This window comes from Acinetobacter sp. YH12137 (assembly GCF_013418535.1).
Classification (GTDB): domain Bacteria; phylum Pseudomonadota; class Gammaproteobacteria; order Pseudomonadales; family Moraxellaceae; genus Acinetobacter.
In genome coordinates, this window is sequence record NZ_VPBW01000006.1 from 64,377 (window position 1) to 77,646 (window position 13,270).

A 13,270-nucleotide genomic window follows, 5' to 3' on the forward strand; every position below is an offset into this window, starting at 1 on the left:
AACTTAGAAGTGGTATTTAACCAATGCGCTGACATCGTGTTGATCAACGTCAGTACCGAATTTGTTATTCCAAACAGAATGTTCAATACCAAGGTAAAGTTTAGTCTCAGGAGAGATATGCTTACCAACGTTCCATTTATATTGTGAAGTCCAGTTCAATTCGCTTTTGTGATCAGGACCTTCAGCGGTTGACCAGTCCAGGAAAGCATCTGCCAGGAACTCTTCGCCACCAATTTTAAATGGAACTGCATAAGTGATCGTCATTTGATAATCGTCTTTTTGCAGGTCATTGTCAGCTTTGTAGAAGTTAATATTCGCATAGCTAGTATATGGAATATCAAGTGCAAAACCGATCCCGTATAGGTAGTTATTAAAGTCACTCGCACCGCTATTGCCTTCCCAAGTAGTCGCAATAAGCACGTCTTTAATTGGGCCAAGCTCAAGCTTTTGACCAGTGACTGCACCTAAACTTAAACGCGGTGCAACTTCGAAGTAAGTTTCATTACCGAAGTCATTATTGGTACGGTCAGCAAAGGCAAAGATATCACCATATTTTAAACCAGCTGCATATTCAGCAGTAATGGTTGATTGATCAATTTTTTCATTACCAGCTGCAAATGGTGCTTTATAGTTTTCACCATATAAAGCTGACAGACTAAAATCCTGCCAAACTGCTGCCTGAGTGAAAGCTGCTGTTGAAGCCAATGCACAAAGTGCCGCGATTTGTGTAAATTTCATTTAAATATCTCCCCCGAGAAAGCAGCTTAAGGATACTACAGATTAATAAGTAAAAATAAAGTCAAAATTGATCACTGACAGAAATATTTCATCGTCCTGAGCTGATGATAATTTGAGATATTGGGAGAAGAAGGTTTATAGGATATTTGAAGCGAGTTAAGTTTTTATATTTAAATTAATTTTAAGAATTGAGACTCAATTTTGAAGCTGATTAAAGTAATTACATAGATCTTTTATGAACAGGGCAAAGACTGCTTTAATTTTGGGAAGGTCATGTGAATAGTATTTCGATTGTTCCAAATCTGGAAGGTCAATCACGATCCGGTAAGCAGTTGTCACGATCGGTTGTCCTTTTGCTAAAAAAATCAAAATATCACTTGCATATTTTCAAGAGAGGACCGATATTCGAAGTATAGGAACACGGTTCTGCAGACTCAAAAATGTGTTCATCATTCAATCTGGAGGGTTTTATCCAAAGCGATTTGAAGATTTGAAATGCAATATAAAACAGCAAGCTATACACGTGCCAAGATAAAAATTCTGCACTAAAAAGTTAAAATGATTTGAGGATGGTATTTTATGAACATTGAACTCCGTACCGATAAAAACATTCGCAATAGTGATCGTCTAATTACTTACGTTCGTACCGAATTAAATCAGGAATTTCAGCGCCACAGTGAGCGTATTACCCATTTCTCAGTGCATCTTAGCGATGAAAATGCCGCCAAAGGAGGCGATGATGATATTCGCTGCATGATCGAAGCACGTCCTGCCGGCTTGAAGCCAATTGTCGTGAATCATCATGGTCATAATGTTGATACTGCCATTCATGGTGCCATCGACCGTTTAAAACGCAGTCTGGAACATGTGATTGAGAAAAAAGATAACGTACGTAGCACTCCGCTAAAACTTGCGGAAGAAGATACAGGTACAGATCTAGAACAATAAATAATTCGCAGATGAAAAAGGCCCTACGGGGCTTTTTTCAATTTTAGATAAAATAAACGAATGAGAACAAAACAAATCCCGCTTTATTCGGCATAATAGTGAAAAACGAATTTAAAGTGAGCTCCATCATGTTAACTGCGCAACAACAGCTTTTTGTGCAAGCACTCGAAGAACTCAATCTGGGTCAGGTCAAACAGCTTTTGGCAGATGGACTTAACCCGAATTTTATTGATCTGGAAAAAGGCCCAGTTATTTCCATCTGGTCAGATGGCCTGTTCAAATGGTGGGAAGAAGTGTGTGAAGCTTATGAAGCGGGCAGTCCCTTAACTGCTGAAGAAAAACAGCAACGTCTGGATGTACATTTACAGATTCTGGAAGCGCTGATCCAGGCCAAAGTCAATTTGCATCTTTGGGATGCTGAAGAAGTTTATGGCCCGCTTTGGGATGCGGCCAGTGCAGCCTGTGTACCTGCAGTGCAGCGCCTATTAGAAGAAAAAGTCAATCCGAACAGCAAGGATGAAGAAGGATTAACCATTCTGTCATCGATTAGTGATTTATTCTTTGATTGTGATTTTGATGAAATTAACTGGGCAGAAGCACTGGAAGAAGAAAAACAAACCCTAGAATTATTGCGTAGTCATGGCGCAAAAATGACCAAGGAATTACATTAAATTTTAAGAAAGAGCTCCAACAAGATGAAGACAACTTTAAGAATATTGGGTTTGATGGCACTGACGGGTGTCAGTGCACAGCTTTGTGCTGCAGTTGAATTTGACCGACCAGGTGAAGGTTTGGGTACCAGTACCGTACCAGTGGGTCAGTTAGCTTGGGAACAGGGTTTACCGAGTTTCTCTTATAGCGAAGCGACTGTGGATGGAAGCAAGCTGAAACAAACCACTTTAAATGCCGACGTCTTGTTGCGTACCGGTTTGACTGATGATCTGGAATTACGTTTAGGCTGGGCTGGTCCGGCCTGGTCACAAACCAAGTTCAATGGTCAGACTGAAGAGGATGATGGTTTAGGCGATGTCAGTATTGGCCTGAAAAAAGCCATTGATCTGGATGATGAAAAACTCAGTATGGCGCTGATGGCTGAAGCTATTATTGCCACAGGTAATGCTAATTTTAGTAATGAAGAAGATATTTATAGCCTGAGCTCAGCAGTTGCTTATCAATATAATGATTTGGTGAATACTGCACTGACCATGCGTTATGAATGGCAGGATAGCAACTGGGCAATTACTGCGATTCCAGCTTTAGGCTATCAGATTACTGAGCGCTGGTCAGGTTATTCGGAACTGATTTATCGTAAAGCCGAAAGTCAGGATAATGAATATGCGCTAGGCACTGGTGTCATGTATGCATTGAATGATCAGGTACAACTTGATGCCAGTATCGGGGTGGATCTGGAAGGCCAGAATAAAGGTTACTTCTCAGGCTTGGGCGTATCGTTCCTATTCTAAGCTGCTCTTATTTCGATATGACCAAAGCACTTCAGTTTAAGATCGGGAGAAAAGTATTTTCTCCAGTCTTATTGGGCACAGTGTTGCTTAGCAATATTGCTCAGGCAGAAGCGCCCTTATTGTCGCCTGAGCAGGCTTTTCCTCTGAGTATTAGTTCAGTCACTCAGCAACAGGCTGAACTTAGCTGGGAAATTCCGCAAAACTATTATCTTTATCAGCATAAGGTAGAGCTAAAGCAGGGAAGTCAGCCGATGACCTTGCAATTGCCACCTGCTGAAGATCTATATGATGAAAACTATGGTCATACCCAGGTTTATTATCAGCAATTAAAAGTTCAGATTCCGATACAGGCGGGTCAAACTTATCAGGTTAGCTGGCAAGGCTGTGCCAAAGACCGGCTTTGTTACCCACCCCAAACCATTAAATTCAAGACTGACCTATCTGGTCTGGTGCAATATGAATCTACTGGCTCGGGTAATAAACGGTTACTGGATCTAAGTACCTCCTCCTCACAGCACAACCGAATTCTGGAAAATTCTGCTGATGATCTAGAATCAGGAAATACAGACAGTAAAATCGTTGAAGTCATTTCTACACGATCCAACAGCGACTCGGCACAAGACCAGCAATGGTCTACACGTCTGGCTGAAAGTTCGCTGGCTTATGGATTGCTGTTATTTTTCGGCTTGGGCATTTTGCTGGCATTTACGCCATGCTCTTTGCCGATGCTGCCAATTCTGACTTCATTAATTGTTCGTGATAGCAAAGGCATCAAGGCCTGGATGATTGCCCTAAGCTTTGTAAGCAGTATGGCCGCAGTCTATGCGGTATTAGGCTTGATCGCGTCTTCAGCCGGACTCAACTTTCAGCGCTGGTTACAGCAACCTGCCACCCTGATGGCATTTAGTGCATTATTTGTGGTATTTGCCCTCAACCTGTTTGGCCTGTTTGAAATTAAAATGCCACAGCGTCTGACGCAACGTCTGGACCGGGTTCAGGCGATGCAGCAAGGGGGAACTCTGGTTAGCGCTGCGATCATGGGATCTGTTTCTGCCTTGCTGGTTGGGCCTTGTATGACGGCACCATTAGCCGGTGCTTTATTATTTATTTCCCAGACTCAGAACCAGTGGCAAGGCGCAGTGCTGTTGTTTACGTTGGGTTTCGGTATGGGCACCCCGTTACTGCTGGCCAGTATTATGGGGGCACGTATTCTACCTCGAGCCGGGCACTGGATGAATCAGGTGAAAGTGCTCTTTGCTTTCATTATGCTAGCTTTGGCCTTGTATTTTATTCGTCCGCTGATTTCAGAAGCGGCATTGCAGTGGCTGTCGCTAGGGCTGGGCTTAAGCTTTGTTGTTTATGTTCTGGCACGATTATTCTGGAAAAATACCGGACTGCGCTGGCTCTATATCATCTGTTTGGCTATTGCAGTGCCTTATATTACATATAGTCAGTATCAGCATAGTCAGCGTTTTTTTGTTGAAACTGCCCAACAACAGGCGAGTTGGCATATAGCAAAAACGGCCACTGAATTTGAACAGTTATTGGCTACAGTACCGCAAGGGCAGAAGGTCATTATTGATGTCTATGCTGATTGGTGTGTGGCCTGTCAGCCGATTGAACATAAAGTATTAAAGGCAGCTGCTGTCCAGCAGGCCTTAGCTCCTTATTTTCTGATCAAGCTTGATCTTAGTCAGTATGATGCTACGCATCAGGCTTTGCTTAACCGATGGGAAATTCTGGGACCACCGACTTATTTATTTCTCGATACTCAGCAGCAGGAGATTCGCAGCTTACGTTTGACAGGTGCATTTAGTGAAGCAGAGTTATTGGCACAGCTACAGCGTTTAGAGCAGCTCTAGCATTCACTTTAAGGCTTTTCTGGTACATGCTTTAAAGTGAATAAGGCCGATAAAAATATCAGGCTGGTTGAACTTTCAAAGGTTCCAGATAAGATTTCACCTGATTCCGTCCACTAGCTTTGGCCTGATAAAGGGCTTGATCGGCCTGGCTTAAAAGTTGTTGCGGGCGTAATTCAGGTTTTGAAATAGCAATGCCAAAGCTGGCCGTCACTGGGATCAATTGTCCTTCATCACTAAAAATCTGTAGTTGCTGGATCGCGCTTCGGCAACGCTCTGCAACCTGCTGAGCTTTTTCCAGGCTGGAATTATTCAGGACCAGAATAAATTCTTCACCACCGAACCGTCCGACGACATCACTCTCACGCAATTGCTGGTTCAGTACCGCACTGACTTGTACCAGTGTTTCATCGCCCTTGTGATGTCCATAGTAATCATTAATCTTTTTGAAATGATCCAGATCCAGCAGCACCAGGGCATAGTTAAAAGTTGCAGTACTATTTAACTGATCCAGACATTGATTAATGCTACGGCGGTTAAACAGATTGGTCAGAGGATCGATCTGGCTGAGATGGTTAATCAGCTGTTCGCGATAACGCCATTGACTGAGTAAAATCTCAAATAAAATCATGCAGACAGCAAGAATTGGCAGGATAAAATACAGCATTGATAATAGCCAGAAGCTATTATGGAAAAACTGATCCTGAATATTGAAGAGTGGCGAATAAGGCAGTTGCTGGGTAAAGCTTAGATAGGCACAAGTCACCAGAAACAGGGAGGCGGGAATCAGCATGCTATAGACCAGTCTCCGGTGAAACAGGACCAGTCCTACCGTCATCAGGCAAACATAGGCAATCGTGGCTACCGGGCTGATCACGCCCACGATATAGGCGTCGCGACATAAGGAAACGACGAAGATACCCACTGCCAGATAAGGAAAATATCGTTCTATCAGTGCATTGCCCTGAAATTTATAACAGGGATAAATCAGAAGAACCAGCGCCAGTAAAAACAGGCCATTCATGTGAACCTGTGAACGAACGACGTCAATATGGACATGCTGCCAGTATTGCGGATGTGACAGGACAAACAGATCCCAACTTAACCAGCTAATATGTATGCCACAGCCCAGTGCCAGCATCAGGATACACTTTTTCAAAATCCCCCAGTTCATCACTACTTCATCTTCGATCAGATATTTCTTGAGTCGATGATTCTGGAATTTTTGTAATACTGCTGACATTCGCTTCATACAACAGGTCTGACCTTTATTGTTATTGCTAAGTTTTTAAAAGATAGAAAAATATTGCTTTAATTATTTACAGAAATATAACATAAAATTAATTCATTGATAATCATTAATATTTATCAAAAATTAAAAAAAGGAGAAAAATTAAGCTGGAAATTTATTGTTCTAAATACGCAATGAAGTGTTTTATTTAAACCCATTATTTCATTATTTAAAATTTATTAAGCTATGTCCATTCCCGAACAATGAACGGACCAGATTAAGCAATGAAAATTTTACAGATTGATTCCAGTATTTTAGGCGATGCCTCTATTTCCCGTCAGTTGACTCAAGCTATTGTGGGACAGCTTCAACAGAAACATGGTGAGGCAGTTGAGCTTGAATATCTGGACTTGGCTGCACAGCCGATTCCACATTTAACTGCCGAAATTTTGATGGGTCAAAATCTTGAGCAGGCGGCTTTAGGTGAACAGATTTTACAGCAGTACTTACAGGCGGATATCGTGGTGGTTGGGGCTGCTATGTATAACTTTGGCCTACCTTCTACTTTAAAAGCCTGGATTGACCGCATTAGTGTGGCGGGACGTACCTTTAAATATACAGAAAATGGCCCAGTGGGTCTGGCAGGTGAAAAGAAAGTCTATATTGCCAGTAGCCGTGGGGGTATTTATGGCGAACAAAGCCCAGTCGATTTCCAGGAAGCTTTCCTGAAAACTGTATTTAACTTTACTGGTGTGACTGATGTACACGTGATTCGTGCTGAAGGCGTCAATATGGGCGATGCTGCGAAACAGCAGGCAATTGAAACTGCGATGACGCAAGTAAGCCTGATCTAAAAAGCGATAGATAATCACTAAACAGAAAAGGTCAGCAATCGCTGACCTTTTTTATGGCTTCTTTTAAATTTCTAGTCTTGATCTAGACGATGAGCAAATTCTGAAAGATCCGCTAGCGCTTGTCGAGCCTCTTCAAACCAGGCACTAAACATCTGAAAGTTATGCCACATCCCGGTATATAACTTGAATTCAACCTCGACACCAGCCTGTTCCGCTTTTTCCTTGAAGCGTGTGGCATCATCCAGCAGAATTTCTTTAGATCCCACCTGTATATGCATCGGTGGCAAACCACTGAGATCGGCAAAAAATGGGGAAATTTCCGGATCGCCACGATCCATTGTACTCGGTACATAATACTGAATCCCGGTTTTCAGGGTTTCAATCGACAGCAGGGCATCATGCTTTTGATTATAGCGTAGTGATTCACTGGTCAGGGTCAGATCAAGGAAAGGGGAAAGTAGAATCAGTCCACTCACCTGTGGCAGGCCTTCCTGCTGTAATTTGAGTGCCAACGCCAACGCCAGATTAGCGCCACACGAATCTCCGGACAGAACAATGTCCTTAGCCTGAATGCCCTGATCTAATAACAGGTTATAGACATCAAACACAGCTTCCAAAGGTTCAGGATAAGCAGATTCAGGTGCCAGAGGATAATCAATATGCAGTACCTGCATCTGGGTGCGAGCGGCAATCTGGGTCATAAAGGCACGATGGGTATTTAAGGAACCGAGATAAAAAGCACCACCATGAATATGGAAAATCAGCTGGCTGGATTCCTGCTGTGGTTTGATTTCCTCGGCATGTACACCTGCCAGCCGGAGCGAACGGATTTGTACGGACTTATCTTGCGGAAAAATCTTGCACATCTGCTCCAGTGCGACCCGTAAGGAGCTTGGAGGAAGATTGAACCGACTAGGCGCGCGGATGGTCGCTTTTAAAAGACTTTCTGTAATTAATTGTTTCGTCACGGGGCTCATCTTCATCTTCTTTCCATCTTTTTCTGCTTTTATTGATTATGTAGATTATTTACCAACAATATTTACAAGGTTACACTAAATAGTCACAGGTAAAAATTGCAAAAATGTTGTGACTTTTTAATACTACATCGGTCTATCTCAGACTAGGGAAATGAAGAAAAATGAAAAAAATTACGCTAATGTTAGGACTACTCGGCTTATCTGCGCTGGCCAATGCTGCAGATCCTTTAAATGGTACCGTTTGGAAAACGATTGACGACGAAACCAAACAACCAAAGGCTATAGTAAAATTTACTGAGCAAAAAAATGGGACATTATCTGCAAGCATCCAATCGGTATTAACACCGGGTGAAGAAAATGCTTGTACAAAATGTGAAGGTCCGTATCACAATAAATCGCTGAAAGGTTTAACGATTGTGAAAGGCCTGAAAAATACAGGCGGAACCAGCTATGACAGTGGTTCGATCCTAGATCCAAAATCTGGTAAAACTTATAAGCTGAAAGGCAACCTGACAGATGGTGGCAAGAAGCTTGAGCTGCGCGGTTATATCGGCGTGTCTGCTTTAGGTCGTAACCAAACCTGGATTCGTGCCAAATAATAGATCATGACCGTTCTCTAAAAACTACCATAAAAAAGCCTGACAGAAGTCAGGCTTTTTTTATTCTTCCAGATCATCTGGGATGATTAGTCTTTTAGCTTTTGATAAGCGGCTTCGTCAAAACCAGCGATAAAACCAGTTGCAGTCTGTAATACCGGACGTTTGATCAGGCTGGTATGAGTAGTTAAGGCGGTAATCAGATTATCTTCACTGGCAAGGGCATTTTCCTGCTCTTCAATAGTAAGTTTACGCCAGGTGGTGCCTTTCTTATTCAGTACCACATCTTGACCTAAAGCATCTAGCCAGGTTTTAACCGTATCCGCGTCGATCCCCTGTTTTTTATAATCATGAAATTCGTAAGCCAGTCCCAATTCATTAAGTAAATCAAAAGCTTTTTTCATTGAATTGCAGTTTTTAATGCCATAAATCTTGAGCATGCTCGCTGTATCCCAAACAGTTTATTTATTGATGGCTTAGCTTAGCTGAATTTATGCCGATCGCCTATGTGCTTCCAAGAAGCTTGTTTTTAAGCAATATTTAAAAGACATGTCATTCGATTGACATCGTTTAAGAGCAGAATGGGTATTAAAAAGTAAATGGTAAAGTTTAAGAATAAGAAAAAAATGAAGGTACTGAAATGAGAAAACCCGCATCTAATCATCCTGATTATGCGGGTCTCAATACAACGTCCGTTGTCACATCCATGAAAAACAAGCTAAATCTGATAGTTTGTTTTATTTTCTTCCTACGGCGTCCTGTCCTTATAGTGTCATCCTGACATATCCCTGTGCCGTGTGAGTATCATGCGCTGTTAGGGTCTGAAGATAAACCTGAAAATACGTCATGTAGTGTAGGTAATAAACCTTAATTGAGTGAACGAATGTTCACTCAATCTTTCGGTCAGTTTTAGATTTTATAGTCAATAATCACGGGTGCATGGTCACTAAACCATTCATCTTTATAGACCCAGGCATTTACAGTACGGTCTTTCCAGTCCGGTGAGCAGGCCTGATAGTCAATCCGCCAGCCCACGTTCTTGGCGCGGGCTTGACCACGATTCGACCACCAGGAATATAGCTCGGCTTCTTTACGGACTTCGCGGAACGTATCGACATAACCCAGTTCATCATAGATATGATCCAACCATGCACGTTCATGCGGCAAGCAGCCCGATGCTTTCTGGTTACCGGACCAGTTTTTAATATCGATACGTTTATGCACGATATTGTAATCACCACAGACAATGATGGATTTGTCTTCATCGCGCCATTGTTTCAGGATCTTTTTATACTCTTCCAGAAAGTGATCTTTACGTGCCTGCGCTTCATCGCCCGAAGAACCTGAAGGTAAATACAGCGAACAGATATGTGCTGTTTTTTCTAGACCCAAGTCAAATTCTGCCGAGATAAAGCGACCTTGAGAATCGGCCAGTTCAAAACCCAAACCATCGGTAATGGAAACAAATGGCAGACGGCTGTAAATCGCTGTACCCGCGTAACCTGGACGCTCGGCAGGGAACAGGTGGGTATACCAGCCTTCAGGCTTAAATTTATCAGTCCACTGCGCATGGGTGATCCGGCTTTCCTGCATGCAGATCACATCGGCATCAGACTGTTCGATCCACTCTAGCAAGCCCTTGCTGACAGAGGAACGTAAACCGTTGACATTAATTGAAACGACACGAAGAATTTTTTGATCACCTGGATAGCTACTCTTTGGTATCATGCGCAAGTCTTACCCTTAATTAATGGATTTAGGAGCACCTCATGTCAACGCCAGCTCAGTTTAACCCGCAAGCTTTTATCGAACTCGCATTATCACGTGGTGTGCTTAAATTTGGTGAGTTTACTTTAAAATCAGGACGTGTGAGTCCTTATTTTTTTAATGCTGGCTTGCTCAATGATGGTGAAGCCTTGTCACTACTGGCTTCTGGCTATGCTGCAAAATTAACTGAATGTGACAATGTTGAAGTGATTTTTGGACCAGCATACAAAGGCATTCCTTTTGTAGCAGCTACAGCAGTGGCACTATCACAAAATCATGGCGTCAGCGTGCCATGGGGCTTTAACCGTAAAGAAGCCAAAGATCACGGTGAAGGTGGTGTGCTGGTCGGTGCTTCAGTGGAAGGGAAAAAAGTCTGGATCATTGATGATGTGATTACAGCCGGTACTGCCATTCGTGAAGTAGTCACCATCCTGAAAAATGCCGGTGCGCAAATTGCAGGTGTACTGGTTGCTCTTGACCGTCAGGAAAAAGGCCAAGGTGAATTATCTGCTATTCAGGAAGTACAAAAAGAGCTGGAAATTCCAGTACATGCACTGATTACTATGAAAGATTTAATGAATTACCTAGATGCAAAAGGCGATAGCGAAGCATTGGCGAAAATGGAAGCTTATCGTGTGAAATACGGAATCTAAAATCCAATTCACCACATGAAGATGTATAAGCCCTAGTAATCTAGGGCTTTACTTTTTATGGGAAGAAAGATTCTGTTCAGGCGACTGTATTTAAAAGAAATATAAATAATAAGATAGAAATTCTGATCTGGATAAACTTTAAATTTGATAAGTTATATTATCTTCTTCAAAATTAAATTTTATATAAATATTCTTCTCAATATATAAATCTTGGTCAAAATTATTTTATCTAAAAAGAACAATATTTTTAAAAGAAACTCATTAAAGCATGAATTAAACCTCATAAAGTCTCTTTACAAATAAAATGAATAAGATAGTTATGGTCATTGTTTACAAATTGTAATCCGCCTATATTAAAATAAACATTAAGTAATTAATTATAAGAATTTCATAATTTTAATTGATTTAAAATAAGAGTACTAGGAATGGATTATTGGAACAGTGTTTTATTTATATCGATTATAACGGTGGTAGGTTTGGCCATTATTGTCATGCTGGTGGGCTACAAGATATGGAAAAACCTGGTGGTGACTTTACTGATCTCTACAACAATCGGCTTTCTGATCATATGTACTATTAACTTTATCTTTGGTGAAAATCTGAATTTGCCCTGGATTCCTGATCAGAGCTGGCATCATAAAATTACCTTGGAAATTGCCCTAATGAGCTTACTGATTGGCGGAGTCAGTACCTTTATTATTATGCTGGGAACCATGATTTCAAAAAATAATCGTTAAATCATAAAATTAAGTGCATTTATCAAAAAATATAATACCTTTATAAGCAAGGTATTATTATTTTTATTCAGGTTTTTTAATCAATTTTATAAAGAAGACAAAATACTTAGGGTGAGTATATATACTATGTTGATTTAAAAGATATTAATCCTCATGTATTTCACATTTTTTGCAGTCCAATAAGACGCCTAGTTTTTCTTTGCGGCCTTGTTCAGTCATGACCCAGGGACGGTTTTGCCAAGGGGGATTATGCCGCATATGCTGACCATGGCCACAGGCCAGTTCAGCGACCCAATGATTTTCTTCATCCAGATGAAAGCCGACAATTGCCTGCTGCATGATAAGTGCTCTTGTTGATTAAAGTATTTAAGCATTTATACAAAATTAGTCATGCAAAATCACCATAAACAAAAGAAACTGCACAGGCTATACTCCTTGCTAATGTATTTTTAAGAAAGAGCACAGAGACATGCGCGTACTTGTTGTGATGGATCCCATCGAAAATGTAAACCTGAAAAAAGATTCAACCATGGCCATGTTATGGGCAGCTGCACGCCGTGGACATGAACTCGGTTATGCATTACAGCAAGATTTATATATCGACCAAGGTAAGGCCTTTGGTCTGATCTCGCCTTTGCAGGTATTTGAAGACTATAACCATTACTACGAACTGGGTGAAAAGAAAAAAGAGTCGATTGCGGCTTATGACGTGGTGCTGATGCGTAAAGATCCGCCATTCGATATGAACTTTGTTTATACCACTTATATTCTGGAACAGGCAGAACGTGAAGGGGCATGGATTATCAACAAACCGCAAAGCCTGCGCGACTGCAATGAAAAGCTGTTTGCTACTCAGTTCCCGCACCTGCAAGTTCCGACTTTGGTAACGTCGCAACAAAGCCTGATCCGTGAATTTTTAAAAGAGCATGTTGATGTGATTGTAAAACCATTGGATGGTATGGGCGGCACCGGAATTTTCCGTCTCTATCAGGATGGTATCAATATTGGCTCAACCATTGAGATTCTGACCAACAATGGTAACCAGCCGATTATGGCACAGCGTTATATTCCTGAAATTGTAGAAGGGGATAAGCGTATCCTGATGATCAATGGCGAACCAGTACCGTATTGTCTGGCCCGTATTCCGCAAAATGGTGAAGTGCGTGGCAATCTGGCAGCAGGTGGTTTAGGTCAAGCACGTCCATTAACTGAGAATGATAGAGCCATTGCAGCGCAAGTGGGGTCTTATCTCAGAGAAAAAGGTTTGGTATTTGTCGGTCTGGATGTGATTGGCAATTATGTCACTGAAATTAACGTCACCAGTCCAACCTGTATCCGTGAAATTGATACTCAGTTTGGTACCTCCATTGCAGATGACCTGTTTGATGTACTGGAAGCCGGTCTGGGTCAAGCCTAAGCTTTCAATAATAAAAAAGAGCCTCGTCTG

General features: G+C 41.7%; 16 protein-coding genes. 9 read left to right on the forward strand and 7 right to left on the reverse strand.

All coding sequences use genetic code 11. The features are described 5' to 3' along the window. Nucleotides 1–3: 3 nt before the first annotated feature. Both FTU72_RS05075 and FTU72_RS05080 read right to left on the reverse strand, forming a co-directional pair. Nucleotides 4–738: an outer membrane protein OmpK gene (locus FTU72_RS05075; protein ID WP_180017282.1), complete on the reverse strand. Its 735-nt coding sequence runs from the start codon at nt 736–738 to the stop codon at nt 4–6. Nucleotides 739–933: 195 nt separating this feature from the next. Next, nucleotides 934–1,077 carry a hypothetical protein gene (locus FTU72_RS05080; RefSeq protein ID WP_159124199.1) on the reverse strand — a complete coding sequence of 48 codons (144 nt, stop codon included), beginning with the start codon at nt 1,075–1,077 and terminating at the stop codon, nt 934–936. Between the two features lie 240 nt (nt 1,078–1,317). Between FTU72_RS05080 and FTU72_RS05085 the strand changes: the two genes are divergently transcribed. From FTU72_RS05085 to dsbD, 4 genes are all read left to right on the forward strand, one after another. Next, entirely contained in the window at nt 1,318–1,686 is a 369-nt protein-coding gene (locus tag FTU72_RS05085) for an HPF/RaiA family ribosome-associated protein (protein ID WP_005232722.1), read from the forward strand. 128 nt (nt 1,687–1,814) lie between these two features. Next, nucleotides 1,815–2,357, forward strand: a complete 543-nt coding sequence (locus FTU72_RS05090) for an ankyrin repeat domain-containing protein (RefSeq protein ID WP_004781453.1) — start codon at nt 1,815–1,817, stop codon at nt 2,355–2,357. Nucleotides 2,358–2,381: 24 nt separating this feature from the next. Continuing rightward, the gene (locus FTU72_RS05095; RefSeq protein WP_180052506.1) at nt 2,382–3,149 is read left to right on the forward strand and encodes a transporter; all 768 of its coding nucleotides are present in this window, start codon (nt 2,382–2,384) and stop codon (nt 3,147–3,149) included. Nucleotides 3,150–3,166: 17 nt separating this feature from the next. Next, on the forward strand, nt 3,167–5,011 hold the full coding sequence (gene dsbD, locus FTU72_RS05100) for a protein-disulfide reductase DsbD (protein ID WP_180052507.1): 1,845 nt from the start codon (nt 3,167–3,169) through the stop codon (nt 5,009–5,011). A gap of 58 nt (nt 5,012–5,069) precedes the next feature. Here the strand turns inward: dsbD and FTU72_RS05105 are convergent, their stop codons facing one another. Next, complete coding sequence (locus FTU72_RS05105; RefSeq protein ID WP_180052508.1) at nt 5,070–6,260, reverse strand: GGDEF domain-containing protein; 1,191 nt, start codon at nt 6,258–6,260, stop codon at nt 5,070–5,072. A 263-nt stretch (nt 6,261–6,523) separates the two neighbouring features. Between FTU72_RS05105 and FTU72_RS05110 the strand changes: the two genes are divergently transcribed. After that, entirely contained in the window at nt 6,524–7,093 is a 570-nt protein-coding gene (locus FTU72_RS05110) for an FMN-dependent NADH-azoreductase (protein WP_180052509.1), read from the forward strand. A 71-nt stretch (nt 7,094–7,164) separates the two neighbouring features. On the opposite strand, the gene FTU72_RS05115 is transcribed toward FTU72_RS05110, so the two are convergent. Further along, nucleotides 7,165–8,076 carry an alpha/beta hydrolase gene (locus FTU72_RS05115; protein WP_180052510.1) on the reverse strand — a complete coding sequence of 304 codons (912 nt, stop codon included), beginning with the start codon at nt 8,074–8,076 and terminating at the stop codon, nt 7,165–7,167. 155 nt (nt 8,077–8,231) lie between these two features. On the opposite strand from FTU72_RS05115, the gene FTU72_RS05120 reads away from it, so the two are divergent. Then, nucleotides 8,232–8,669: a DUF2147 domain-containing protein gene (locus tag FTU72_RS05120; protein ID WP_004781465.1), complete on the forward strand. Its 438-nt coding sequence runs from the start codon at nt 8,232–8,234 to the stop codon at nt 8,667–8,669. An 86-nt stretch (nt 8,670–8,755) separates the two neighbouring features. Here the strand turns inward: FTU72_RS05120 and FTU72_RS05125 are convergent, their stop codons facing one another. Further along, on the reverse strand, nt 8,756–9,106 hold the full coding sequence (locus FTU72_RS05125; protein WP_180030988.1) for a Spx/MgsR family RNA polymerase-binding regulatory protein: 351 nt from the start codon (nt 9,104–9,106) through the stop codon (nt 8,756–8,758). Between the two features lie 469 nt (nt 9,107–9,575). Beyond that, entirely contained in the window at nt 9,576–10,394 is an 819-nt protein-coding gene (locus FTU72_RS05130) for an exodeoxyribonuclease III (protein ID WP_159124217.1), read from the reverse strand. A 41-nt stretch (nt 10,395–10,435) separates the two neighbouring features. On the opposite strand from FTU72_RS05130, the gene pyrE reads away from it, so the two are divergent. Both pyrE and FTU72_RS05140 read left to right on the forward strand, forming a co-directional pair. Next, complete coding sequence (gene pyrE / locus FTU72_RS05135; protein ID WP_125279724.1) at nt 10,436–11,086, forward strand: orotate phosphoribosyltransferase; 651 nt, start codon at nt 10,436–10,438, stop codon at nt 11,084–11,086. Between the two features lie 425 nt (nt 11,087–11,511). Then, complete coding sequence (locus FTU72_RS05140; protein WP_180052511.1) at nt 11,512–11,823, forward strand: hypothetical protein; 312 nt, start codon at nt 11,512–11,514, stop codon at nt 11,821–11,823. 144 nt (nt 11,824–11,967) lie between these two features. Here the strand turns inward: FTU72_RS05140 and FTU72_RS05145 are convergent, their stop codons facing one another. After that, nucleotides 11,968–12,162, reverse strand: a complete 195-nt coding sequence (locus FTU72_RS05145; RefSeq protein WP_180052512.1) for a DUF3565 domain-containing protein — start codon at nt 12,160–12,162, stop codon at nt 11,968–11,970. A 130-nt stretch (nt 12,163–12,292) separates the two neighbouring features. Between FTU72_RS05145 and gshB the strand changes: the two genes are divergently transcribed. After that, complete coding sequence (gshB, locus tag FTU72_RS05150; RefSeq protein WP_180052513.1) at nt 12,293–13,240, forward strand: glutathione synthase; 948 nt, start codon at nt 12,293–12,295, stop codon at nt 13,238–13,240. Nucleotides 13,241–13,270 lie beyond the last annotated feature (30 nt).